Here is a 23726-nt window from a genome sequence, read left to right on the forward strand (position 1 = left end):
AAGCGCTATTGTTGAACGAAGACCGTGTGGCTGGTGAAATCATCGAACTGCCGGTTTGATTAATTCGGCCCGCAGTCACTACTCCATCTCTTTATCGGGTAAAGCGCAGTGATTAAGAAGTTAGTGAAAGCCGTACATCCAGTCGTTGTTTTTTCGCTCTTTATGATCATTGCAAACTCGGGTTATGCAGAGATCTATAAATGGGTTGATGAAGACGGGAAAATTCATTTCGGCGACCGGAAAGACCACAGCGTTGAGCAGGAAGTGGTCAACGTGAAGCCAGGCGCGTCGAAATGGTCGCGTTTTGATATCAAGGTTAAAGCAGTAGATATAGAGCTGAGTGACGAGGAAAACCAGCAGATCGTTGACGGCGTGAACAACGTCTATGAGTTTTTTGATCGTGTGATGTCCTTTGACATGTACAGGACTGTGCCCGTCAACATCCTGATTTTTAAGGATAGGGCTGAATACCAGAAATACCTGATTCGCAATAACAGAGGCACGGCGGTTGCGTCGTACGGCCTGTATATACCCTCTGAGCATCAGATAGTGGTCTATGTGCGGGAAAACAGAAGCCTGACCTTTAAAACGATCAAGCACGAGGTGAGTCACGCGGTCGTCGATACCATCGTTCCCTATGCGCCTGCCTGGTTAAATGAGGGGCTTGCCGAGCAGATGGAGATGCTGGAGCGTGATGAAACGGGTTTGTATTTTGAGCGTCACCAGGAAAATCGGTGGGTTGTCGCTCAAGCCCGTGAACAGGGCCGTTTGACGGGCATCGACCAGTTTCTGAGACTATCCAGCAACAAATGGCGCCATTCAGAAATGTCGGGTCACGGGAGCTTGCGGGCTCAGTCCGGTCAGTTCCTTAGTTTCCTGCTCTCCAAACCGACCCGCCGTACCTTTGTGGTGCGGCTAATGCATAACTTTAACCGGGGTGATCGCACCCTGGCGTATTACCTGGTGGATGATAATTACATTGGTGGGGTAAGTATGTTGGGTTTGGACTGGAGGCGTTGGTTGCACGAACAGGGTAAAGGAGTCATCAGGCTTTAGCCTTCTTTAACCACTGGCACCAAAGCGTCACTCACCGGTCGATCATTGCGACCGCGCCGAATGTGGGGCACAGCCCATTCTCGATGAAAGAACACCCGCTCTCCATCTGCTCGGCGCCGGCGGCCGGACCGGAAGTATCCTTCATGATCAAAGAGCTTGGCGACTTCACACGATTCACCAAAGGGGAAGTTAACCTATGGAAATCGGGTGATCGATCAGACTGCCTTTCTGCGATTGCCTCCTGATCAGCATCTTGTGCAACTCCTCCACGGCGAGAAGGCTCATGGCGAACGCGAGCAACTGCAACCATTCCTCCATTGAAATCGGCTGAATCTGCAGGACATCGGAGAGGCCCGGGGTGTACATGGCACCAATGTGGGCCAGTTGCGCGAGGGGAACAGCCAGCATCAGGAAAGGGTTACTAAGCAGGGGCATGCTAAACAGGGAACGGAGCTCCGAGCGGCTGTTCAGCGCGTGGATGTTGCCGAAAAGCACCATCAGCATCAGCGTCAGGTTACGGGCTTCCTCAATACTTTGACCCTGTTCGAGCGTCCACTGGAAATTGAGGAATGCGACGAGACCCATCCATGATCCCACCACCAGGACATGCTGAATGATGTGTTTATCGAACACGGGCTCTTGAGGTGAGCGCGGCTTTACGGACAATTCGCCACCTTCCTTCGGTTCAAAGGCCAGGGCCACGTCCTGGAAGCCGTTTGCAACCAGGTTAAGCCAGAGTAACTGTACCGCGATCATGGGCATTGGCAGACCGGCCAGGACACAGAAGAAGAAGAGCAGGATCGCCGAGAAGCCGGTGGCAACCAGCAGCCCGATAACCTTGCGGATGTTGTTGTAAACCACGCGCCCCTGCTCGATGCCGGCGACAATGGAGGAAAAATTATCATCGGTAACGATCAGGTCCGCCGTTTCCTTGGCCACATCGGTGCCGCGCTTGCCCATGGCGATGCCCGCATGGGCCTGCCGCATGGCCGGTGCATCGTTGACGCCATCTCCGGTGACCGCAACAAAATGCCCGTCCCGCATGAAGCTGTCCACAATCTGGGCTTTCCTGGCGGGTTCTATGCGGGCGAATACCCGGGCCGGGCGAATGAGCTGGTCGACGGCCTCCTGGCCCCTGGTGCTGGCTTCATCAAGCATTGGACCGGTAACAACCGTTGCGTCCGCGTCACACAGGCCCAGTTCCACGGCGATCGATTTTGCAGTAGCAGGATGGTCGCCTGTGACCATGGCCACTTCAATACCGCCGGTGCGGCACTTTTCGATGGCGTCAAAGGCTTCATGACGGAGCGGGTCGATCATGGCGACCATACCGAGAAAGACCATATCGGCCATCTCATGGTCACCGGGTGAGGAGGTTTTCTTCGCCAGGGCGATAATTCGATAGCCCCGGGAAGCGAGCCCGGTGAACTGGTTTTCGAGGGCTGGTTTGTCGATTTCTGTGGAGCCGTCAGTGGTTGCCATGCGGTTGCACATGGCCAGCATCTTTTCAGGGCTGCCTTTGGCGTAGATAACGGTTTGATCGCCGACCCGGTTGACCACGCCGCTGTACGCCTTTTCCGACTCATAGGGGATCAGGGCTACCTGCTCCTGCCGGGTTCGCAGGTCAGAGATGGACATACCCAGCTTCTTGGCCATGACCAGGAAGGCGATGTCCACGATATCACCCTGGGAAACCCACTCGCCGCCGCTATAGTCCAGATGGCTTTCATTGGCGAGGACGCCTGCGATACAGAGCTCCCTGAGGGTGTCCTGGTCCGGGCCTACCTGGGCTCCGGCATGGCCGGTGATCTCCCCTCCCGGGGCCACGCCTTCGCCTGTGACATCGAACTGGCGACCATCAGGCAGCATCACCTTGCGAATAGTGAGTTCGTTGACGGTCAGGGTACCGGTCTTGTCGGAGCAGATGAGGGTGCAGGACCCCAGGGCTTCCACAGCCACAAGCTTGCGGATGATCACGTTGCGCTTTGCCATCCGGGTCATGCCGATGGCGAGGGCAACGGTCAGTGCGGCAGGCAGGCCCTCGGGAATCACTGACACCGCCAGGCCGATGGTCATCAGAACCATGTCTTCGACTGAATAACCGCCGTCCAGGATCATCAGACCGGCCAGGGCGGCAATGGCAACCAGAATGCCAAAGGCAACCTGGTAGGTGAATTTTCGGATCCGGATCATCAAGGGCGGCTCGGCAGACGTTTTGCCGGTGACTCCCTGGGCGATCTTGCCAAGCTGGGTATCGGAGGCGGTCGCTATCACCCGGCCGCGTCCCCGCCCATGGGTGATGATGCTGCCCGCAAAGCACTGGTCACCGCGCTCTGTGAGCGGCGTACTGTCATCGCTTGCCGCGCCGGCATTCTTGGCAACCGCCAGGGATTCCCCCGTCAGCATGGACTCATCCACCGCCAGGCTGCTGGCGCTGAGCAATTGAATATCAGCCGGCACCTTGTCGCCGGAGGAAAGCAGAACAACATCGCCTGGAACGATCTCTTCGACTTCAACGGTTACGATCTGGCCATCCCGAAGTACATGTGCGGTACCTTTCATCATTTGCTTCAACGCGGCAGCCGCCTTCTGGGCCGAAAACTCCTGGACCGTGCCGATAAGCGCATTGATCAGCAGGACGATCAGGATGAAAACTCCGCTGGGGTGCTGGCCGAGTGCAAATGAAACCACGGAAGCGATCAGCAGGATGTAAATGAAAGGGCTGAGGAACTGCCGCGCAAAAAGCTCCAGCACACCCGGCATGGGAGGGGCGGGCAGCTGGTTGTAACCATATTTCTCCAGGCGTTCACTGGCTTCCTGGTTGGATAGCCCGTTGTCAGCGGGATCTGGTGTGATGGGTTGCTCTGAGGCTGCGCTGTTCATAGTTTTTATCGGGCCATGCAGGATAGGGAGTACCGTGTACAGGAAGTGTAGCCCGCTATTTTTACCCCGGTCCATCAATAGCTTCGACCGCTTGTGTGGCTGGCGAGGTGCGCTCAGCCACACATTTTCAATTGCAAGGAAGAGCCATCATCTGAACGCCGGCTGGTGCGGTTTACCCGCAGCAACCCGTTTCATCCACGCCATGTCCAGCGGAACCAGCACGTTCAGGGCGAACAGCGCCCAGCCCAGGGGCTGCAGGCTCTGTGCAAACCACACCATCAGGGCAAGGGACAGCAGGCTCCAGGTTACATCGGCAGCAATCATCAGGTTCAAGTATCTCTCCTGCCACTGTTCATTGATGGCCATGGCGGCCATATCCACGCACCACAGCAGCATCACAATGCCGACCACCAGGTAGAAGGTTGCGTCGGGGCCGCCTGCCCACTGGGCAATCGGCTCAGCGGCCAGAATGAGAGCCAGCGCCAGGGGCGTGGAGAGGAATACATCGCTCAGGATGATTTGCTTCACACTGAATCGACGGATCAGGTTTTTCATAGGATCACCTCAATAGGGTTTCGCAATGTGTTTGACTACGCTACAAAGCTTCTACCCGGGCGGCGACAGACTCAATTACCTGTGAGGTAATGGTGTAGCCTACCTTCGGTCAGCATAATGGCGGAACACTCGAAATTGACAGGAAACCCAATGAGCGCCTTCGGTACACTGTTCAGAGAAATGCGGCAGGGTAAGCGCCTGAGCCAGATGGATTTCGCCCTAGCGTGCGAGGTGTCGGCGAAGCACATCAGCTTTCTGGAAACCGGCCGCAGCCAGCCCAGCAAGGGTATGGTTCTGCATCTAGCCCAGATGCTGCAATCGGATCTGGCCGGAACCAACCGGCTGTTGTCGGCGGCGGGGTACAGCCAGGTCTACTCCGACCAGGATTTGAACGCGCCCGGTATGGCCATGATCAAGGATGCGCTTGAGCATCTGTTGCAGGGGCACCTACCGTACCCGGCGGTGGTGTTCGATCACGAGTATTATCTGGTGATGGCCAACCAGGCCATGCAGGAGATGATGGCAAGAATGGTGGAGCTGGGCGCTCAGTTTCCCGCCCGGCCGAACTTTCTGTTGTCGCTGTTGGATGACCACGGCATGAAACCCTTTGTGGGCGATTGGGAGAATATCGCCTGCCACATGCTGCAACGTGTCTACCATGAGCATCTTGCCGGCCCGTTTCGGGATCAGCCCAATCGATTGCTGGAACAGGCGCTGACTGTGCCCGGCGTGCCACAGAGCTGGAAAAGCCACGTGGTGGAACACCTGGACTACCCGGCGATTCCGTTTACCCTGAACCTGGGAGACCAACAGCTCAGAATCTTTTCCACCATCGCAACCATAGGCACGCCCCTGGACGTCACCGCCCAAAATTTGCGGATCGAGCACTTCTTTCCAATGGATGACCGCAGCAGGGCTTATTGGCAAGACTGACGCATGCATATCGGTGTCATGCTTTGCATCAATCCCGGTTGCGCCCAACCCCGCTTGATTTCTCTTGATCTGCCCTGATTATTCAAGTCAGTATGCAATCAAAGGCAGATAGATAATGACCGATATTCGACACGTCGTGTGTCCGCATTGCCACAAAGTGAATCGTGTACCCGCCGATAAGCTGTCATCCGGCGGCAATTGCGGTGCCTGCAAACAGCCGCTCTGGCCGGATCAGGTTCTGGAGCTGGGGGACCAGAGCTTCAGTGCCCATACCGCACGCAGTGATGTGCCGGTACTGGTGGATTTCTGGGCCAGCTGGTGCGGCCCCTGCAAAGCGATGGCGCCTCAGTTCGAGCAGGCTGCGAAAGCCTGGCGGGGTAAAGTGCGCTTTGCCAAGCTGAATACCGAACAATCGCCCGGGCCGGCCGGTCAGTTTGGCATTCGCAGCATACCCACGCTGATCCTGTTCCAGAATGGCCGGGAAGTGGCGCGCCAGAGCGGTGCCTTGAACCAGGCGCAGATCAGCCAGTGGCTGCAATCAAACGGTATTCGGTAGCCTCGATTTTCATGCCCTGTCATTCGGGAAAAACGGGGCCGTTCAGGGAATAGGCATTGGTCGTTTCCAGGGATGGCACATTGCGAGCCAGAGATACTTCAGGTACCAGATCGCAAACGGATAGTTTCCCCGGTCCTGCGGCGCCAGTAACTTGACCAGATCAAAATGATTTGTGAAGGCTTCGCAAGGCGCCTTCACAAAAACCGGTCTGCCCCCGATATGAGACATGATGGACTTGGCCACATGGGCATAGGCCCAGGGCGTCGAGGTATTAGTGTCGAGCACTCCTGGTGCCAGCAGGAAGAGATTGGGAGCGTCGGCGGAGAGGAAGCGGGAGTAGCAGCGACTGCCAATCTCGTTGAGGTTTCTTGCCTTGTTAAGCGCCTCCAGGCCAAGGTAGCCGAAGTCAACGCCATACCCGGTACCCCATAGTAGCAGGTCGGTTTCCAGCGCTTCGCCGTTTGAGAGCTCGATGGTCTTGCCGCGGAGTGAGCTTACTTCGCCTTGATGGCGCTCAATGCTGGCAAAGTGAGTGAGCATCCCCGGCCGGCCCGGGATGAGCTGGTCGCGGCGAATGTCGAAATCGCCCTCTGGCATTATCTCGTTGATACCTGCTTTCGCGTATCTCGCCTTCAGGTCTTTGTTGGACAGTCGATGAACCAGGCTCGCCGGCAGGCAGAGCATCTGATACCTGGCCAGAACCCGCATGTCGATGCCGAGGTGCTTTACTCGGCGTGTCGGGCGCATCCACTTGGTGGAACGATAGATCCACGCGACACTGCGAGCGCCGTGGGCGAAGCAGAGATCCAGAAGATCGTAGGCGGACGCACCGCCGCCCACCACGGTAACCCGCTTGTCCCGCAACTCCTCGGGATCGCGTAAGGCGGAGGAGTGATATTCAGTGATCGAAGAATCGATTCGTTCGACGTGTGGGACGGCAGGGCGGTTGTGTCCACCGGTGGCGGCAATCAGCCACTTCGCTTCATGTGTTGCTGTATTTGTGGTCAGCCTCCAGCCCTTCTCGCACGGCCGGGCACTTGTTACGGACTCATTCAGGCGGATGTAGGGCGATAATTCAAAGCGTTCGACCCAGGCATCTATGTTACCCAGAATGCTGGGCTGGTCCTCCCCCACGAGCGGTAAATTGCCAAGCGTCCAGTCTTCCTTGCGGAATTGAATGTCCTGCCAGGACGGGAGGTCGCGCCATAGGCCACCGATGCGGTCAGCGCGCTCCAGAAGCAGCGCGTTCAGCCCGGCGTCTTTGGCATACTTCAAGCAGATGACGCCGCCAATGCCTCCGCCCACGATAACCAGATCAAGGCCTTGATTGGTGCTCTGACTCATCGGGTACTCCTGCGAATGCGGTGGCATCCCGAAGAGGGTAGGGGTGATCGACGCATTGCATTCAATTATTAAGCTACACCCTCCTGACTCCCAGCGCCAATATTCCCGATTTTCCTGACTAAAACCGGCTAACAGTCCCGCCATAGTCCTTAAACAGTCTAATAACCCGCTGGTGTTCCTGCAGAAAGGGCGCAGGATAAAGAGTGATGCCTTATGGGGCGAGGAGATGGCTATGACCAGGTTACAGCAAGGAACGATAGACACCTTCAGGGGGCAGTTTGGTGGCCCTGTGTTTGAGCCGGCAGACGCCGGGTATGACGAGGCGCGCCAGATCTGGAACGCCATGATCGACCGGAAACCGGCCCTGATTGCCCAGTGCCGTTCGGTGGAGGATGTGAAGGCCGCGGTAAACTTCGGGCGCGATCAGTCGATGCTGGTTTCGGTCAAGGGAGGTGGACACAACATCGCGGGCAACGCGGTGTGCAACGATGGTCTGATGATTGATCTGTCGAAAATGAAGGACGTTGAAATCGATGTAGAAAAACAGCGCGCCTACGTAGGGCCGGGCTGTACGCTGGCAGACTTCGACGCGGCTGCCCAGTTGCATGGATTGGCAACGCCGCTGGGTATCAATTCCACAACAGGTGTCGCGGGCCTGACCCTGGGCGGCGGGTTTGGCTGGCTCAGCCGGAAGCATGGGATGACCGTTGATAACCTGATTTCTGTGGACATGGTGACCGCCAACGGGCGCCAGACTCGCGCCAGCGCCACCGAGAATCCGGACCTGTTCTGGGGCACGCGGGGCGGTGGCGGTAACTTCGGGATAGTGACCCGGTTCGAGTTCCAGCTGCACCTGGTGGGGCCGGAGTTGTTGAGTGGGCTGATGGTGTTTCCTTTCGACCAGGCCCAGTCGGTGGTGACGCAGTTTGCGCGTTTCACGGAAACCATGCCCGATGAGCTCAATATCTGGTTGGTTATTCGCAATGCACCGCCATTACCCTTCCTGCCTGAATCGGTTCATGGTGAGCCGATCGTCGCCTTGGCGATTTGCTACGCCGGGGACCCGGAAGATGGCGAAAAGCTGATCGCGCCGCTGCGTTCATTCGGCAAGGCTCACGGAGAGCATGTTGGTGTTCAGCCCTACGCCAACTGGCAGCAGGCTTTCGACCCATTGTTGGTGGACGGTGCGCGGAATTACTGGAAGTCCCATAATTTTGTGAAGTTGACCGACGATGTGATCCGGGTTGCGCTGGAGTTTGGGGACAAGCTGCCATCGCCCCACTGTGAGATCTTTATTGCCTCTATTGGTGGCGAGACCGGCCGGGTGGCGGCTGATGCTATGGCCTATTCCAGCCGCGACGCCAACTATGTGATGAACGTGCATGCACGCTGGGAAACGCCCGAGGAAGATGAGCATTGTCGCCAATGGGCGCGCGCATTCTTTGAGGCCGCCAAACCTTATGCCAGCGGTGGTGCTTACATCAATTTTCTGTCGCACGATGAGGCTGACCGGGTAGAATTTGCCTACGGGGCGGCTTACGAGCGCCTGGTGAAGGTCAAGCAGAAGTATGATCCGGAGAACCTGTTCCGGGTGAATCAGAATATTCGACCTGGTTAGGGGAGGGTGTCCATTGAGAACCGGGGGCACGTGCAGGATCCATTGCCTGGCTGGGTGATAGACTGATGATCAGAGGGACTGAGATTTTCAAATGTGATTCAGAGGAGGTAACTGACCGTGCGATCCCCTTTTCGATTACAGGCCAGCACCTTGCTGCTGGCCATGGTGCTGCCACTGGCCCAAGGGCACGCCGCTGAGGATGACGGTGATCCAACCGCGGAGTCATTGCGCCAGGAGGTACAGAGCCTTAATCAGGAGCTGGCGGATTTCACCATCGAGCGGCGGGAACGATTGATGACGGACATCGAGGACGTTCTTGGTGCCATTGATGCCCGTATAGAGACACTGGATAGTCGTCTGAAAGAGAACTGGAACTCGACAGACAGGTTAGCCCGGACCCAGGCGCAGACCGCGCTGGCATCGCTGCGCGGGGAGCGGTCACGGGTGACGGAGTGGCACCAACGTATGCAGGACAGCACTGATGCTACCTGGGAGTCCATGAAGGAGGGCTTTAACGACGCCTTCGATAAACTCTCCGAGGCTTGGCAGGGCGCAGAGGAAACTATCCGCCAGACCCTAGAGAAGGAGTTATAGCGCCGGTGTGATCAATGCGGCGACCACACTTCCCCGTGTTGCATTACCCGAAATTCCGACTCACTGATGCCCTGTTTCTCCAACGCCAGCCGCAGTCGCCGGGGTGGCTCGTCCATGGGTTCATCGGTTAGCACGAACGTGCCCCAGTGCATGGCTACCGACTGGCGGGCGCCAATATCCTGGTGAATCCTGACCGCCTCTTCCGGCGCCACGTGCACCGGGGCCATGAACCAGCGCGGTTCGTAGGCGCCGATGGGGAGCAGCGCCAGATCAATGGGCGCAAACAGCTCGCCTATATTGCGAAACACCTGTCCATAACCGGTATCTCCGCCGAAATAGAACCGGAATCCGTCTATTTCCAGGAGCCAGCTACACCAGAGCGAGGTGTTGGTATCGGTGGCAGTTCGCCCGCTGAAGTGCTGGGCCGGCAGGCAGAACACTTCGCTTTCGGCGGCCAGGGGGGTCGATTGCCACCAGTCCAGTTCCACCAGATTCTGGATGCCACGCTTCTCGAACCAGCGTCGCAGCCCCATGGGAATGCAGAAGCACAGGTTATCCCCGAAACGTCGGTGCAACTGGCGAACCGTTGCTTCGTCGAGATGGTCGTAGTGATTGTGGGAAATCAGTACCAGGTTGATCGGCGGCATTTCCGCCACTGTCAGGGCGGGTGGCGTGAACCGTTTTGGGCCGACCAACCGGAAGGGACTGGCGCGGTCCGACAACACCGGGTCGGTAAGCACGCTCAGGCCCCGATACTGGAACAGGAATGACGCATGTCCCAGCCAGACCAGTTGTGGCGCTGTCGGCGGGTTCATCAGCAAGTGGGCATCCGGGCGCAGCAGCGTGTAGCGTTTACCCGGCGGGAAACGGCGCCCGGGGGCCAGTTGCCAGCGCAGGAAATCCCCCAGGCCATGCGGCTCCACGCGCTCCAGATTGCGATACCTGCCCTGGTAGAAATGGGGTTTTGCGGCAAGGACTGCCAGGCGTTCACGGTCGATGGTCATGGATCGGGCTCACCCGTTTTTGATGAAGGAGATTTACGATGCATAACTCCAATAATAACGATAGCCGGCCGGTAATTCCGCCACATCCCGATTGTCGAATATACTGGACTACGGAACTTGCGGTTTAGATTACCCTGATAAACCCGCCACAGGAGGACTGGATATGCCTCACTTTCGTTTTACCTACCTGCTCTGTTTTGCCGTTCTTGCTGCTTTTCTCGCTGCCTCTGCCGCTCAGGCTCATCACGGTTGGGCCTGGGCAACGGACGAGGAATTTGAAATCACCGGTACCATCAAGTCAGTTCGCCTTGGTAATCCCCATGGCGAGGTCACGATAGACGTTGATGGCGATGCATGGGTTGTGGAAGTCGGCCAGCCCTGGCGTAACGACCGTGTCGGGCTCAGCAAAGAGATGTTGAGCCAGGGCCGGGAAATCACCGTGCACGGTCATCGCTCCGCCAAAGAAGGCGAACGGCTGGTCAAAGCTGAGCGGGTTGTAATCGACGGGAAGGACTACGATTTATATCCCGACCGTACCTCCTGAGCCCGGGGATGATTGAGCAGGCGCTGGTCTCCGTCGAGGATTTGGCTTTTGTCTCAGTCTTGCGCAATTCCACGTTTATGTACCCGCTGGTCAACGCCGGGCATATTCTCGGGATTTCGATGCTGGTCGGCGGCATTGTGCCGTTGGATTTACGTTTGCTGGGACTCTGGCGCAAGTACCCCATGATGGTGTTTGTCGATGTGCTTCGAATCACATCGGCGATGGGTTTGGGGTTGGCGGTTGTCTGTGGTGCGCTGTTATTCGCCACGGCGGCCGTGGACTACGCCGGGTCGGTACTGTTCCAGACGAAGATCGTAGTTGTCTTGTTGGGTGTGTCGAACGCGTTGATTCTGGGGCAGGTGTTGAATCGCCAGCATATACGGAGCCTCCCGATGAATGCACGTATGCCTTTACCCTTGAGGGCAGGGGCCGTGTTGTCTCTGGTGGTCTGGGTCAGTGCGCTGGTCCTTGGCAGGCTGTTGGGGTACTTCTGAGCTGACGCTGGAACCCTGCTACCTGTGGTCTAAAAAATAGGTTCGCCTGTAGCTTTGACCGCGTAGAACAGGCAGTCACTCTTTGCAATAACCGGGTTGGTGGTGATCATGAAGGCTTTGATGGCCTGGGCGGGAAAGATCTGCCCATTCTCGACTCGAAGAATCTGCGCCATGTTCTCGGTCCGGTTGTGGCCGATCGCTGTGAGTATGCCCAGGCCTTTTTTACCGACCCATCCGAGAGGCTCATCTGGGGAGACAATCCCGAAATTGCGGTGTTCGATGTCTGGTGGAAACGTCAGGTCAGCCTGCCCGCTGGGCTCAAGGCGGTACTCTATGGTCGCTTCAGGAGCCAGCTCTACCCGAATCGGATTGCGCAGTACGGCGACGTCCCACTCCGCTTTTTCCAGTGCCAACACGTCTGGTCTTGAGGTGTACCGAACGAGTCCCTCGTACGCCAGTTGATGAGCTTGATCATCCTGGGCTCCCCCGCACTCGATGGTGACCGTGGGCACTTCCTGCTCAGAGTATTCCATCAGCGCACCCAGACGAAGGTCCGTCATTATAAGGCGGTCGGTATAGAGCGAGGTCAGCGCCTGATGTTCGGCGTCATTGGTGATGGTGACAGCGAAAGCCGGGCCTGTGCCCGAGGTGTTGTGCACGTCCAGCAGGCATTCAGGTTGCGCCTTATGAAGCTCTGCCAGCAAGGCTTGGGCGATGGATCCTTCTTCCCCCTCGAAAGGTTCCTTGAAACACCGATTGAGGTCGAGCCCTTTGGGTAGCTGGCGAAATGAGAACCTGGGTGGCATCTTCGCCGGATAGACCCCTCCGAGGAGAAACAGCATGTTGACTGCGGGCGTGTGCTGCTCGAGCAGCCACTGGTGTAACGCAAACAGACCCGAAGGCTCATTGCCGTGCAGAAGCGTTGCCATGGCTCGGGTACGGGAGCGGTCGCGACCGGTGACGTGCACCACTGTAGGCTTTTGCAGTCGGTCCAGCCACTCAAGGGGAGAGCGACCCAGCGTCCGGGGTGAAGGATCATTCAGGTAATCAAGTACGTTGGAGTTGCTCACGGCGACAGCTTCCATTCATGCAGTGGGATGTTTTTCTTCTGGTTGGCCATGTAAAGGGACAGCATACTCCGGAACGCTTCATCTCGACTCAGGGATTTGAATAAAGACTCGGTGATATGGCGCTGCCATCGGGCGCCCGACATGGCGGTTTCAATTCGGCCTTCGATGATTCCCAGCAGGCGGTGAATTTCCGTCTCATCCACGGCGGTTTGTTTCAATGCTTCCCGGGCGCGGGGCAGCAGTTCTCGGGCCACGGTTAACAGGGGCGTATCCTGCAACTGAACCTGATCCTTGTGCGGCCAGATGATTTCTGCGCCGATGCCATATTTGGCGGCGCGGTAGAAATTGTGTTCAGTGTAATGGAAGGGCAGTATCGACGTCAGATGAGCTATGTCATCGAGCACTGCCAGCGCAGCCCCGATCACGAACAGGCCGTTCGCACACATATCAACGGCAGTCGGGCCTGCGGGCATGGAACGAATCTCGATACGCAGATGGCCGCCGTCGGCGTGATCATAGATGGCCCGGTTCCAGGGCCAGGTGGTGCCCTGGTGCAGGCGCAGTTCCGCAAGTTTCGGCACTTCGCCACGATCTATCACGGCCATCGGATCTTCATCCGACATCAGTGGAATGATCGGAGGATACAGCGATGCCGAGGCTGCAAACAGTTCCCAGGCGCTGCGTATCCAGCCGTTTCCGTAATAGACCCGAGGCGGATGGCGCCAGGTTTTATGGTTGGGTGATCGGCTGTCAATGGATTGCTTGAACAGGGCAATCCGGGTTTCGTCCCACAGGTGGTGGCCAAACAGGCTGGGTGAATTGCTGGCCAGAGCGAGGACAACCGGCGTGACCAGTTGGACCGCATTGAAATAATCGGCAAAACGATGGGCGGGCACACGCCAGTGCAGCTGGAATGACGTATTGGCCCCTTCCATATAGACGTCGTCGGCCTCCAGATCGATGACATCGTTGCCACCAATATGGATGCTGAAAGGCTCGCCCCGTTGCTTGAGCAACGCATTCGATAGCGCATGATAGCGGGGCTCGTCTGTCATCACCTTTGCGCCCATATCGGACTGGCGAAGCGTGGGCAGAATGCCGATTGGTACCAGTTCCCCATCCAGTGACGCGGCGTGCTGGTTGATTCGTCGGATCGCAGCGAGCAGCTCTTGCTCTGTTCTGGCAAACGGAGATCCCTTGAAAGCCTGGGGGCTGAGGTTGTATTCGAGATTGAAGCGGTTGAGCTCAACCGTCAGCTGGGGGTCCTGAACGCTGGCGGCGATTTCTGTGTTGATGAGTTGCACTTGCAGGTCAGGGTTTACGATGTAGAACTCGACCTCGGCGCCAATGGAGCTCTCTCCTTCACCAAACCCGGGCCGGTTCAGAAGACGAGTGAGCGCTTTAAGGTCCGTCCGGACCTTGGCTGCAAAACGTTCAAACTCTTCCGGTGCGAATTCTGTTGTCTTGATTGACAATCCCACGGCAACGTCGACTCTGGCGCTAACTTACTTTGATAGTAGTCAGTTCTGGGATTCTTTCATGCAAATTAAGGCAAAACCGGACTTGGGAGGCGCGTGATCTTTAAGCCTGGCGCCCTGCCGCCCAACTGCTTTTCGCCAGATCCATGGCACGGTTGACGTCATCGGCTGGGACATCTCCCGGCTCACCCTTTTCGAGTGGGTCGTAGTGAAAGACATACAGGCGCGAGACGAACTCGGCCACCGGCAGCGAGGCTTCGCCATACCGCTCGTTGTGGCCGTGGGTTGAGGTGACGATGCCTTGGCCCCAGTCCTGCCCGCTGTCGTTGTTGGGATTGAAAAAGTAGACGCGCATGGTTTTGTCCGCATCCAGTGCCAGCCGCTGGATGGTGATGGCGTGCCAGCCAAGAAAGCGCGTGGCGCTGTCGGTCACCGCAATACCGGCCGGTTGTGGATTGATGACCGGAATGTTGCCGTTGTAGAAAGGGTGATAGGCGGCAAAAAAATCGCGGATGAACCCATCGAAGTCTTTAAGGCCACCCGTGAACACATCAACGGCAATGCGAAATCCGTGGCCGACCTGGTCGCCATGGAATTCTGAGTTGACCCATTTGTGGGGATCTTCTCCGCGCCCGACACTGCGTCGACCCATTTCAAAATAGATGCGATCCAGGTGCGGCACGGTCAGCAGGGAGACCGCATCCACATCCACCGGTGGCTCGGTGGCCAGTCCGGCGCCGAGTTCCCGTGAGGATATGCTGTCACCTTCAAAGCGCATCGTGATTTCATCGTCCCGCGCTGCCCAGGCAAGGATCCGAAGCAATTCTGCGGGCATGTTGTAGGCCCACATGGAGAGGGCGCGGGTAGACTGGCAGGTGGGATAGTTTCCCTGTCCGATGCCCAACGGGCGCCCAAGTACATTGAGGACGTCGGCGAGCAGAAAGCATTCGGGGGAGCGGCTGCTGCCGAATACGGCCACAATCTTCTCGGCCGCAGTGTCGCAGAGCGGCAGGCGTATCTGGCGCCACAGGGACGGCGCTACCGGAGGCGCGTAGAGAATGCCCCGCTCAAGCATCATGGCCAGGCCATAGGCACACTGGCTGGTCTCTGGAAACAGGGCGTCGTCAATCAGGCGATGAATCAACGCAGGGTAGCAGTGAAACGCGTCGGCACCCGTATAGCTCAGCCCCAGGGCAGTGGGGATCAGCTCGTTCCAGCGGTTTCGCAGGTAGCGTATGAAGACCGGCATGTAAGCGGATACCAGGCCGGTAGAGTGCATGGCCTGGGCAAAGGCGATGGCCTCCTTTAGCAGGGTGGCATCGTCCATGTCCGCCAGCCGCTCAGTATAGACATCAAAGCCGGGATCTTCCCGGCACCCCTCGGTGGGGCTGAACACGGCGTTGATCAGTTGCACCGCGTCGTCGCTGACTTCGCCACCCAGGGTGTCCGGCTTTTCCAGACAGACCGCTATCTGGGTCACCATGTGTTTAACACCCGCTACCTGGACGGGACGCTGCTCCAGAATCCGCCACACTTCGGCCACCAGATCTTCCAGGAGGTTTTCGTAGCCCAGATGCTGCAGCAGGTAGTGGTACAGGTTCTGAACGGCGTAGCCGAGCTGATCGGGCCGCAGCCGGTCGCTCTCCTGGAGATCATTGACCACCAGATCGAGATTCATCGCCAGTACCTGGGCGAGAAAGTGATGGGCGTGTTCCGCCGAGATAGACGTGTGGGTGTAATCGCCTTTGGCTACCGCCAGAAGGCGAATCTGGCTCAGGCTTTCAACCAGTGTTGCGGCCGATTCCCCGTGGCGAACCGTGCGTGCGGCCAGGGAGGGCACCAGTGTCTGTGGGTAGTCCCAATCGCTTCCACCAAAGAATCCGGCCGACTCAATGGCCGGGACGCGTTCGTAAAGCGCTTCCAGACCTTCCGGGCTGAGCATCAGGGGTTTTGCCGCATCGATCACCTCGAATACCGGCGAGACGCCCTCGATGGCATTGGTTTCCGCAAGGCGGTCGATGGCCGCGTCAAGTGGCTTCAGGTTTTCGGGTTCGTGGTTGGCTCTGGTCATACCGTCCTATCTTTCAGTGAACTTCAGGACATGTCAACGGCACCCCGACCCTGCGGTGCAAACGCCTGGCGGAAGCTTGGGTGCCATCATCGTCTTCTGGTCAATCGTGCGCCCTTCAACGATGAAGGTTCCGTCACCAACCGCGTAAACCATGCGCTTCTCCTAACGCGATTTACGTATGGAACGCCTCCTTGATATCTTCAATCGAGGAGTGCGCCTTCGTCGACGACGGGCTCATGGGGAGGGCTTTGGTCACCTCCGGCGCCACCATCGCCGGGTCCAGCGACAGGATAACGTAGCCACCGACGGCTCCGGCACCGAAGCCCGGAGCAAAAACCAGCGACCGTTTATTGATCGCCCCGTCGAAGACGGCGTCGGCGAGTGCGATCGGGATGCTCGCCGCAGAAGCGTTGCCGACTTCGGAGATGTTGAAGTAAATGTCTTTGGCGTCAATCCCCTGCTGCTCGGCGATCTCGATGATCATGGTCTTATTGGCCTGATGGGGCACGATGATGTCGATCTCGAGTCCGAGGTCGGTAAGCTCGCCCATCATCTGGTTCAGGTAGCGCTTGACCAGTGCCTTGACCTCGGGGCCATAGACGGTGATGTCGTTGTCGAAATCGTGATTCGGCCAGATGATCGAGTTCACCTGGCTTGCCGGCCCGCTTGCATAGGTCTGGACCACATGAATGTCTCGTTCACCGTCGGACGGCGCGATCACCACGGCGGCGGCCCCGTCGCCAAAGATCATCCGCGACGGCCGGGCATTGCCGATCTTGTCCGAGAACTTCTCGGCCATGACCAGTAGAACCGGACGTTCGATCTCACGCAGCAGGCGGACCGCCTCGGCGACGCCGTACGGGAACCCGGCGCAGGCAGCGACGATGTCGGCCGAGCAATGAGTCTGCAGGATACCCAGCTGGCCTGAGAGCCAGGTGGCGGTCGACGGGATCAGTCGGCTGGAGGTACAGGAGCAGAACAGCACCGCACCGATCTCCTCGGCCCCGCGACCGGCATGTTTCAGCGCTGCTCGCGCGGCCTCAAGGGCGATATTCTCCAGTGGCTCGGCGGTATAGCGGCGTCGTTCGATGCCGGTTTTGTCGGCAATTTCCTTCGCAGTCATCGGCGACCACGAGGACGGGGAGTTGCGAACCACATCCTCGTTTGAGCAGATGACTTCACCCTTGCGGATTGCCAACGCCTCAATCTTCGGCTGGACCGGCGCATCATCATCGATCACTACTGGCGGATAGGGCCTCACGGGCTCGACGGCAGGATCTGGCGTCGGTGCCTGTTTCGCGACAGTGGCGCCCTTTTTCTCGCGGTTGATGAATTCGAGCACGTGGCGGTTTTTCGGATAATACAGCACGACAATGTCGTCATCCTGCATCTCGGCCAACGGTTTCAGTCTTGCCTGGCTGCGGTCCCATGGCTGTTGATTGTGCAGCACCATTGACCAGCGCCGTAGCGCCTCGAGTTCGGCCTGTTCGTCTGAGACATCAAGTATGTCGTCAACGCTGTAGCGCTGGTGGTCGGGATCGTAGTTGCCGAGGGTGGTTGTCATGGCACCGCTAGTGGCAAGCGCCTCGGCAATCGTAGCTTTTATCGGCGGCAGTGACGTTGCGTGGTAGAGCTTGTTTGAGAAGCAGTCGAAGAGTAGGGCGAACAGTTCGTCTTCAGCTGTTGCGTTCCACTTTTCCGGCAGCTTCGTGTAGGCCTCGCGGACTGTTGCGGTCTTGGCTGCCCGCCCCTCCCAGGGCTGCAGCAGAGGCACGAAGACATCGTCGCGGTTTCGCGGGACATCGCGCCAGCGCATCGGCTGCTTGTGGTACATCACCAGTGCGTAACGATTCGCCCAGAAAAGGTGCAAGCCAATGTCGCGCAACAGATCGTAGCGCGTCGCATAGCTTCCCGCAGCTGCCCGCTCGGCGATTTCGGTGCCGGTCGGAGCTTTCACTTCGAAGTCGCGCCGAATGATCGCCTTCAACTGGTCGAGATCGGTGATGATCGAAAAGTCGAGCTCGGTAAAGATGCTTGAGGGAAACACCAGTTTTCCGTGTTTGTTCAGTCGAAACGGTTTCATAAGTGCTCCTTGCTGATACCCGATAATTCACCAGCTTCTCGATGATGTGTAACAGGCAGTATAGACGCCATTATCCCAATGGGTTGTCCGCCTACATGGCCATGCGTCCCGCAGCGGCCAGTATGCCGGCCTGGCGCATGCCGCCCCCCACCACCTTCATATCGGTAGTTGTGGGCCGACTGGCCACAGAGGTATTCATCGCCCCGGCCACAGTGGCTCATGATCGCCATCAAGTTGGCCTGGGTGTCGCTGCGGAAATCGATCATGGTGGTGGCGGCCCTTTTATTGGCGATCAGATGAGGAGAGTATACAGTCGGTGTAAGGGGGCTGTACGGCGGCACTCAGGATTAGCAGCTCCGGGTTTAGCCGGATCGCCGGATTGTCAGTGGCAGTTAAAGAGGGAGCTTGGATCGTGACAGAAAAACCGGGCGGCCTGGGAATCAAAACCCGCCTGTTTCAGATCATTTTCGAATCGGACACCCGCCTGGCCAAAGGCTTTGATGTTTGTTTGGCTGTGCTGATATTCCTCAGTGTCGGGATTATTCTTCTGGACAGTGTTCCGCAATATCATGCCCGCTTCGGTGAGCTCTTCTATGTGTTGGAGTGGGGCGTAACGATACTCTTCACTCTTGAACTGGGTCTGCGTATTTATTGCCTGGAGAAACCGAAGCTCTATCTGAAAAGCTTTTATGGTGTTATCGACGTTTTGGCCGTTCTGCCTACCTGGCTGGCACTGTTGTTCCCGGGTGCGCAGACTCTCGTCGTATTGCGCTTGCTGCGTACCTTGCGCCTGTTCCGGGTACTGGAAATGATGACGGTAGTGGGCGAGGGCCGCCTGCTGTTGGGCGCCCTGCTTCGCAGCCGGGACCAGATCCTGCTTTTTCTGTTCACAGTGTTGATGGTCGTGACCATCTTTTCTTCATTTCTCTATCTCATTGAGCCGGCCGAAGCGGGGTTTACCAGTATTCCCATATCCATCTACTGGGGAATCGTGACACTGACAACGGTGGGCTATGGTGATATAACGCCGGTAACACCCTTGGGTCAGTTCATTTCCATGATGATCATGCTGACGGGCTACTCGATCATTGCGCTTCCCGTTGGCGTTTTTTCCGCGGAAGTTATTCGCGCCCTGCGGGCGGAACGTTACTCCGATGAAGCCTGCCCGGGATGCGGTAAACATCGACATGAAACCGACGCCAACTACTGCAAATATTGCGGTACCTGGCTTGATGAGGAGAAGCCCGAGCCGGGTGGCTCCGGGTGAAGCTTATGCTCATTACACACATTGCTCATTCGGGAGTCGCTTTATGAGTCTGGCTATCGCACTACATGTTCTCTCTGCCGTGATCTGGGTCGGCGGCATGTTTTTCGCCTACATGGCTATGCGTCCGGCAGTGGTCGAGGTGATTGATGCGTCGCAGCGGGGCGTACTCTGGTGTCACACCCTGTCCCGGTTTTTCCGGTGGGTATGGGCGGCCGTGATCCTGTTGCTGGTGACCGGTTACTGGATGATCTTCAGTGTGTTCGGTGGCATGGCTGGTGCCGGTTGGCATATCCACGTCATGCAGGGGCTGGGGATTGTGATGGTCCTGCTCTATTTTCACGTCTATTTTGCCCCCTTCCGGCGGCTGAAGCAGGCCGTTGCCAACCAGGATCCCCAGGAAGGCGGGCGCCAGGTGGGACAGATCCGCAAGTTGGTGGGCACCAACCTGATTCTTGGGCTGATTGTGGTGGCGATCGGTGCCGGTGGCCGGTATCTGTAAACCCCACGAAGCCCGATTGGTTCAGGCAAAGAAGGTCGTATTCATGACTCAAGGCCGTGATCCTGTAGCAGGTGCCAGCGGCCGGTGATCAGAACTTATTCGGTACCTTGGAACTTCATGGCCACCCTTCCGTTATGGGATGCAAACACCATTTGCTCTCCCGCCGGGCCGACAAAGCCGATGCCAGAGTACTCTCCACGGCGATCTTCGTTGGTGCAAAGGGTCATGGTGTAGGAGATGTCAAAGACGTTAATTGATGTGTCGTGCACTGAGAGGGTTTCGATTCCTAAAAGTTGGCATTTGGTAGTATCCGTATAGTAGTGAGAGTCGACTGTGCCATCCTCGCCTACGGTCAGGGCTACCTCGGAGTCGCCCTTTACATATATACCAGAGGCTCTCTTCAGAGAGATACCCAAATCGCTGAGTGAGTTTTGCCGCTGCAGTGTGACGTTCGTATTTACCTCACCCGCGCTGTCGGAGGTAGAAAACGTAGCAGACGTTTGCGATCTGATGGTCCCGTTTATCGTCCCCTCCTCAGTGCCTTTATTTTCGATAAAGCCTTCAGGGCCCACCTGACGATAGTCATTGCTGGTCCCGCTGATCCTGGTACCCTCAAACGAGAACTTTCCAATCGAGACTCCTGCGTCACCTCCGTAGACAACTGCAAACTTCCCTGTCGGACTGAGAAAAGCGGTCGCGTTTTGTGTAGGTTTGCCATCAACGTATTCTATTTTTGCCTCGTACAGACCGGCTTTCAGTGTGCTGGTATCGCCGCCTGAACTACTTGAACTGCCCGAACCGCCACCGCCACAGGCACTTAAAACTAAACTGGCGCAGAGCATTGTTACTGCACGACCTGAATCAAACGTCCTTTTATACATTTCGCATCTCCTTCAAGCGACCTTTGAGACAACGTCTCTTTGCATTCTCTGATCGTTTTGTCACCTGTTGGGGGAAGGCCAAAAGCGCGGCGATTTACAACCCACAAGTTCCAAATCCAACAATGCAAGCCTCCCGGTCTCAGGAATCGCTACAACACAGAAATTGGCACAAAAGTACTAAATGCAATATCAGAGCCAGAGCGACGTTTTGCCCTCTAATTGCATGTCCTGGGAGTTTAATTTACAGGTTTAACGAGTGGGGGTGTAAAATTTTTCGACGCACCTGTAACAGGTTTTAAACAGGTAATCCTGAGGCTGCGCGGTCTATTTCCCGTTTGATCGTAGTGGCAGCGCGAGTAATGCGCCAAGACGCTGGTGCCTGGACTCTGAAAACTCGTCGAGACCAAAGGCTTCAGGCTCCGGCGAGCTCCGGGGGCAGGTGTAGGTTCCAAACAGCCGGTCCCAGATCGTCAATACCTCGCCAAAGTTGGAGTCGGTCTGGGGCTGTTGTCTGGAGTGATGAAACTGGTGAGTGCCCGGTGTCACGAAAAGGAGATTGATCAGGGACTCTGTGCGGGCATTCAGGCGGATATTCGAGTGTGCCAGAAGCTGGGCCGCCTTGACCGCAATCACATAGGGAATGACCTGCGCTGGTGTCAGTGCCAGTGTTGCCATGACCAGATAAATGACCAGCAAACTGACCAGGACCTCCCCCGGGTGGTGGCGAAAGGTGGTTGAATAATCCAGCTCGAGATCACTGTGGTGAACCCGGTGCAGACGCCAGAACGCACCGAAATGGTGGTATGCACGGTGGAGCCAGTAGCCAGCCAGATCCAGAACCAGGAAAGCAACCAACGCTGCCAACAACGGGTGCAGGTAGGGGGAGGGTGATTCTGTCAGCAGCAATAGGGGGATCAATACCGGAGAAGCCAGGAGTACGGCTTCGTTGATAAAACCCAGGCTCAGATTGTTGAACCAGCGGTCGTAACGATCCCGAAAAAGCTCATTCCGGGTGAACCGGTACTCCGCCGCAATAATCAGCGGAATGCCAATCAGGTAAAGAATCTGGTAGGTGGCCATAGCATTTTATTCAGGCGGTTCTTGAACTGCAGCGTCCCTGCTTCTCTGTCCCTGCCATCTGTCACGGTTTTTCCGCGAAACCAGACTACTTACGGAATTTCTTTGCGATAAAGAGTGCTGCCACGCTGGCTGCAAATAAACCCAGCATGCCGGGCTCGGGAACCGATACAGGCGGAGCAGTCGCACCTGCAAGAGCGGTTGCAGAAAGCATTGAGACGGTCAGTCCAGTGATTAGGTATTTCATAGTGAATCTTCCATATGATGGGCTCAATATGGGTGCAGCATTTTTCAGGCCAGGGGTACTGAAACCTGAAGAATCAATTACCTGGATTTGCGGCGAAACCAGAGGTGTAAAAATATCCGGCGCTTTGGAGGGGATTGATCCAGGCCGGGGCGATCACCGCACACAGCGGCGGCCGATACCCAAGGGCCTAGTCCTCGTAAATCATCTTGCGGGTCATCCCGCCGTCGATCACGAAGTTCTGGCCGGTCACAAAGCGGGCTTCCGGCGAGACCAGGTAGGCCACCATGGCTGCGACATCGGCGGGTGTGCCGACGCGGCCGCTGGGGTGTTGTTCATGATCGGAAGCGGAGAGGGGCTGCAGCCCGGCGGGCGCACCGGCCTGGCAGGCACGGACATCGATCCAGCCCGGGCTGATGCTGTTGGCCCGCACATCCGGGCCAAGACTCATAGCCAGAGCGTGGGTCAGCGCGATCAGGCCGCCCTTGCTGGCGGCGTAAGCCTCGCTATGGGGCTCGGACTGCAGGGCGCGGGTGGAGGCCATGTTGACGATGCTGCCACGGCTCTGGCGGAGGTGTGGCACCGTATGCTTTGCCATCAGGAAGGCGCCGGTCAGGTTGACGTCGATTCGCCGTTGCCACTGGGCAAGCTCAAGCGTCTCTATGGGGCCAGTCTCCGGATCTGCGATTCCTGCATTATTGACCGTTGCGTCCAGCCGCCCGCCCCATCGCACTGCCTCGTCCACCGTGGAGACCACTTCGGACTCGCGGGACACATCCATTGTGATCAGGAGCAGGTTGTCCGGATTGTTTAAATCCTCTCTGCATGCGGTGATGGCTTCTGCATCCTGGTCGAGGACCACCACGCGCCAGCCCTTGTCCAGGAAATAGGCGGCAATGCCCTTGCCGATGCCCTGGGCGCCGCCGGTTACGAGTATGACCGGGAGTTGCTGTGCCATGTGTTCTGGCTCCTTGTGATCAGGAAATGGAGTCAACGCCGCGGCAAACGCATAATGGCGATGGCCGCAATAGCCAAAAGCACGATTGCGCCGGCTTCGAACAGGATGTTTTGCGGGGCCATGTCCTTGCCCTGTAGCACTATCAGCCGCGCTATCGCAGTGATAGCGATGAAAATCGGATAGATAAACGGTGAACCTCGCCCGGTGTAAGACACCACCACCATTGCAACCACCTCGGTGTAGAGGAACATCATCAGAATATCTGCGAGGGCTACGACACCTTTTTCGTAGATGCCCAGGATCTCTAACCCGGCGGCGCCTAACGTCATCAGCCCCGTCACAATCAGCAACAGCTTCTGGATCAGGTTGAAGCCGCCAATAACGAAAAGCTGTTCCGAATTGCTGATCTCTCGAACTTCAGGCGTTTTTTCATTCGGGTCGTCAGTTTGACGCGCACTGTCCAACTTTGAATCGTTCATGACTGAACCTTTTTTATTGTCGGCAATTACCTAACCCA

General features: G+C 57.2%; 23 protein-coding genes. 9 read left to right on the forward strand and 14 right to left on the reverse strand.

Annotation, left to right across the window (positions count from 1 at the left end; genetic code table 11):
• Nucleotides 1–108: 108 nt before the first annotated feature.
• Entirely contained in the window at nucleotides 109–1056 is a 948-nt protein-coding gene (locus QPL94_RS07870; protein WP_285356634.1) for a DUF4124 domain-containing protein, read from the forward strand.
• A gap of 189 nt (nucleotides 1057–1245) precedes the next feature.
• Here QPL94_RS07870 and QPL94_RS07875 read toward each other — a convergent pair whose 3' ends face one another.
• Nucleotides 1246–3939, reverse strand: coding sequence for a cation-translocating P-type ATPase (locus QPL94_RS07875; RefSeq protein WP_285356635.1), 2694 nt, complete (start codon nucleotides 3937–3939; stop codon nucleotides 1246–1248).
• Between the two features lie 147 nt (nucleotides 3940–4086).
• Nucleotides 4087–4494 (reverse strand): hypothetical protein, encoded by a 408-nt coding sequence (locus QPL94_RS07880; RefSeq protein ID WP_285356636.1) that lies wholly within the window; start codon nucleotides 4492–4494, stop codon nucleotides 4087–4089.
• 150 nt (nucleotides 4495–4644) lie between these two features.
• Between QPL94_RS07880 and QPL94_RS07885 the strand changes: the two genes are divergently transcribed.
• Together QPL94_RS07885 and trxC are read left to right on the forward strand one after the other, a co-directional pair.
• Entirely contained in the window at nucleotides 4645–5427 is a 783-nt protein-coding gene (locus tag QPL94_RS07885; RefSeq protein ID WP_285356638.1) for a helix-turn-helix domain-containing protein, read from the forward strand.
• 115 nt (nucleotides 5428–5542) lie between these two features.
• Nucleotides 5543–5983 (forward strand): thioredoxin TrxC, encoded by a 441-nt coding sequence (trxC, locus tag QPL94_RS07890; protein WP_285356640.1) that lies wholly within the window; start codon nucleotides 5543–5545, stop codon nucleotides 5981–5983.
• Nucleotides 5984–6025: 42 nt separating this feature from the next.
• Here the strand turns inward: trxC and QPL94_RS07895 are convergent, their stop codons facing one another.
• Entirely contained in the window at nucleotides 6026–7327 is a 1302-nt protein-coding gene (locus QPL94_RS07895; protein ID WP_285356641.1) for a flavin-containing monooxygenase, read from the reverse strand.
• A gap of 232 nt (nucleotides 7328–7559) precedes the next feature.
• Here QPL94_RS07895 and QPL94_RS07900 point away from each other — a divergent pair, with 232 nt between their 5' ends.
• Complete coding sequence (locus QPL94_RS07900; protein ID WP_285356642.1) at nucleotides 7560–8945, forward strand: FAD-binding oxidoreductase; 1386 nt, start codon at nucleotides 7560–7562, stop codon at nucleotides 8943–8945.
• 117 nt (nucleotides 8946–9062) lie between these two features.
• Nucleotides 9063–9539 (forward strand): sll1863 family stress response protein, encoded by a 477-nt coding sequence (locus QPL94_RS07905; RefSeq protein ID WP_285356643.1) that lies wholly within the window; start codon nucleotides 9063–9065, stop codon nucleotides 9537–9539.
• 11 nt (nucleotides 9540–9550) lie between these two features.
• On the opposite strand, the gene QPL94_RS07910 is transcribed toward QPL94_RS07905, so the two are convergent.
• Nucleotides 9551–10543, reverse strand: coding sequence for an MBL fold metallo-hydrolase (locus tag QPL94_RS07910; protein ID WP_285356644.1), 993 nt, complete (start codon nucleotides 10541–10543; stop codon nucleotides 9551–9553).
• A 163-nt stretch (nucleotides 10544–10706) separates the two neighbouring features.
• Here QPL94_RS07910 and QPL94_RS07915 point away from each other — a divergent pair, with 163 nt between their 5' ends.
• The gene (locus QPL94_RS07915; protein WP_285356645.1) at nucleotides 10707–11087 is read left to right on the forward strand and encodes a DUF6152 family protein; all 381 of its coding nucleotides are present in this window, start codon (nucleotides 10707–10709) and stop codon (nucleotides 11085–11087) included.
• Nucleotides 11088–11095: 8 nt separating this feature from the next.
• Nucleotides 11096–11581, forward strand: coding sequence for a hypothetical protein (locus tag QPL94_RS07920; protein WP_285356647.1), 486 nt, complete (start codon nucleotides 11096–11098; stop codon nucleotides 11579–11581).
• A gap of 29 nt (nucleotides 11582–11610) precedes the next feature.
• On the opposite strand, the gene QPL94_RS07925 is transcribed toward QPL94_RS07920, so the two are convergent.
• From QPL94_RS07925 to QPL94_RS21470, 5 genes are all read right to left on the reverse strand, one after another.
• Complete coding sequence (locus tag QPL94_RS07925) at nucleotides 11611–12651, reverse strand: M14 family metallopeptidase (protein WP_285356648.1); 1041 nt, start codon at nucleotides 12649–12651, stop codon at nucleotides 11611–11613.
• Nucleotides 12648–14132: a glutamate-cysteine ligase family protein gene (locus QPL94_RS07930; protein ID WP_285356649.1), complete on the reverse strand. Its 1485-nt coding sequence runs from the start codon at nucleotides 14130–14132 to the stop codon at nucleotides 12648–12650. The genes QPL94_RS07925 and QPL94_RS07930 overlap by 4 nt, the downstream gene beginning before the upstream one ends.
• Before the next feature lie 100 nt (nucleotides 14133–14232).
• Nucleotides 14233–16200: a hypothetical protein gene (locus QPL94_RS07935; protein WP_285356651.1), complete on the reverse strand. Its 1968-nt coding sequence runs from the start codon at nucleotides 16198–16200 to the stop codon at nucleotides 14233–14235.
• A 172-nt stretch (nucleotides 16201–16372) separates the two neighbouring features.
• Nucleotides 16373–18283, reverse strand: a complete 1911-nt coding sequence (locus QPL94_RS07940; protein ID WP_285356652.1) for a 3-oxoacyl-[acyl-carrier-protein] synthase III C-terminal domain-containing protein — start codon at nucleotides 18281–18283, stop codon at nucleotides 16373–16375.
• A complete protein-coding gene (locus QPL94_RS21470) occupies nucleotides 18280–18549 on the reverse strand; it encodes a beta-eliminating lyase-related protein (protein WP_502881515.1) in 270 nt (89 codons plus the stop codon). Before QPL94_RS21470 ends, QPL94_RS07940 begins: the two co-directional genes overlap by 4 nt.
• Before the next feature lie 146 nt (nucleotides 18550–18695).
• Between QPL94_RS21470 and QPL94_RS07950 the strand changes: the two genes are divergently transcribed.
• Complete coding sequence (locus tag QPL94_RS07950; RefSeq protein ID WP_285356654.1) at nucleotides 18696–19550, forward strand: ion transporter; 855 nt, start codon at nucleotides 18696–18698, stop codon at nucleotides 19548–19550.
• 43 nt (nucleotides 19551–19593) lie between these two features.
• Nucleotides 19594–20049, forward strand: a complete 456-nt coding sequence (locus QPL94_RS07955) for a CopD family protein (RefSeq protein ID WP_285356655.1) — start codon at nucleotides 19594–19596, stop codon at nucleotides 20047–20049.
• Between the two features lie 95 nt (nucleotides 20050–20144).
• Here the strand turns inward: QPL94_RS07955 and QPL94_RS07960 are convergent, their stop codons facing one another.
• The 5 genes from QPL94_RS07960 to QPL94_RS07975 form a co-directional block, all read right to left on the reverse strand.
• A complete protein-coding gene (locus tag QPL94_RS07960; protein ID WP_285356656.1) occupies nucleotides 20145–20930 on the reverse strand; it encodes a hypothetical protein in 786 nt (261 codons plus the stop codon).
• Nucleotides 20931–21254: 324 nt separating this feature from the next.
• A complete protein-coding gene (locus tag QPL94_RS07965; protein ID WP_285356657.1) occupies nucleotides 21255–22010 on the reverse strand; it encodes a sterol desaturase family protein in 756 nt (251 codons plus the stop codon).
• Nucleotides 22011–22095: 85 nt separating this feature from the next.
• Nucleotides 22096–22254, reverse strand: coding sequence for a PEP-CTERM sorting domain-containing protein (locus QPL94_RS21385; protein ID WP_350310612.1), 159 nt, complete (start codon nucleotides 22252–22254; stop codon nucleotides 22096–22098).
• A gap of 187 nt (nucleotides 22255–22441) precedes the next feature.
• Nucleotides 22442–23209 carry an SDR family oxidoreductase gene (locus tag QPL94_RS07970; RefSeq protein WP_285356658.1) on the reverse strand — a complete coding sequence of 256 codons (768 nt, stop codon included), beginning with the start codon at nucleotides 23207–23209 and terminating at the stop codon, nucleotides 22442–22444.
• Nucleotides 23210–23241: 32 nt separating this feature from the next.
• Entirely contained in the window at nucleotides 23242–23688 is a 447-nt protein-coding gene (locus tag QPL94_RS07975; RefSeq protein ID WP_285356659.1) for a phosphate-starvation-inducible protein PsiE, read from the reverse strand.
• Between the last annotated feature and the right edge of the window lie 38 nt (nucleotides 23689–23726).

This window comes from Marinobacter sp. SS13-12, assembly GCF_030227115.1.
In the GTDB taxonomy this organism is placed as follows: domain Bacteria; phylum Pseudomonadota; class Gammaproteobacteria; order Pseudomonadales; family Oleiphilaceae; genus Marinobacter.

What these genes read in the sequence shown, in the direction of transcription:
- QPL94_RS07960 (WP_285356656.1), bottom strand. Translation starts at nt 20,930, where the DNA reads ATGTATAAAAGGACGTTTGATTCAGGTCGTGCAGTAACAATGCTCTGC.
- QPL94_RS07965 (WP_285356657.1), bottom strand. Translation starts at nt 22,010, where the DNA reads ATGGCCACCTACCAGATTCTTTACCTGATTGGCATTCCGCTGATTATT.
- QPL94_RS07900 (WP_285356642.1), top strand. Translation starts at nt 7,560, where the DNA reads ATGACCAGGTTACAGCAAGGAACGATAGACACCTTCAGGGGGCAGTTT.
- QPL94_RS07920 (WP_285356647.1), top strand. Translation starts at nt 11,096, where the DNA reads ATGATTGAGCAGGCGCTGGTCTCCGTCGAGGATTTGGCTTTTGTCTCA.
- QPL94_RS07895 (WP_285356641.1), bottom strand. Translation starts at nt 7,327, where the DNA reads ATGAGTCAGAGCACCAATCAAGGCCTTGATCTGGTTATCGTGGGCGGA.
- QPL94_RS21470 (WP_502881515.1), bottom strand. Translation starts at nt 18,549, where the DNA reads ATGATCGATTTCCGCAGCGACACCCAGGCCAACTTGATGGCGATCATG.
- QPL94_RS07955 (WP_285356655.1), top strand. Translation starts at nt 19,594, where the DNA reads ATGAGTCTGGCTATCGCACTACATGTTCTCTCTGCCGTGATCTGGGTC.
- QPL94_RS21385 (WP_350310612.1), bottom strand. Translation starts at nt 22,254, where the DNA reads ATGAAATACCTAATCACTGGACTGACCGTCTCAATGCTTTCTGCAACC.
- QPL94_RS07915 (WP_285356645.1), top strand. Translation starts at nt 10,707, where the DNA reads ATGCCTCACTTTCGTTTTACCTACCTGCTCTGTTTTGCCGTTCTTGCT.
- QPL94_RS07935 (WP_285356651.1), bottom strand. Translation starts at nt 16,200, where the DNA reads ATGACCAGAGCCAACCACGAACCCGAAAACCTGAAGCCACTTGACGCG.
- QPL94_RS07885 (WP_285356638.1), top strand. Translation starts at nt 4,645, where the DNA reads ATGAGCGCCTTCGGTACACTGTTCAGAGAAATGCGGCAGGGTAAGCGC.
- QPL94_RS07940 (WP_285356652.1), bottom strand. Translation starts at nt 18,283, where the DNA reads ATGAAACCGTTTCGACTGAACAAACACGGAAAACTGGTGTTTCCCTCA.
- QPL94_RS07875 (WP_285356635.1), bottom strand. Translation starts at nt 3,939, where the DNA reads ATGAACAGCGCAGCCTCAGAGCAACCCATCACACCAGATCCCGCTGAC.
- QPL94_RS07975 (WP_285356659.1), bottom strand. Translation starts at nt 23,688, where the DNA reads ATGAACGATTCAAAGTTGGACAGTGCGCGTCAAACTGACGACCCGAAT.
- trxC (WP_285356640.1), top strand. Translation starts at nt 5,543, where the DNA reads ATGACCGATATTCGACACGTCGTGTGTCCGCATTGCCACAAAGTGAAT.
- QPL94_RS07910 (WP_285356644.1), bottom strand. Translation starts at nt 10,543, where the DNA reads ATGACCATCGACCGTGAACGCCTGGCAGTCCTTGCCGCAAAACCCCAT.
- QPL94_RS07970 (WP_285356658.1), bottom strand. Translation starts at nt 23,209, where the DNA reads ATGGCACAGCAACTCCCGGTCATACTCGTAACCGGCGGCGCCCAGGGC.
- QPL94_RS07880 (WP_285356636.1), bottom strand. Translation starts at nt 4,494, where the DNA reads ATGAAAAACCTGATCCGTCGATTCAGTGTGAAGCAAATCATCCTGAGC.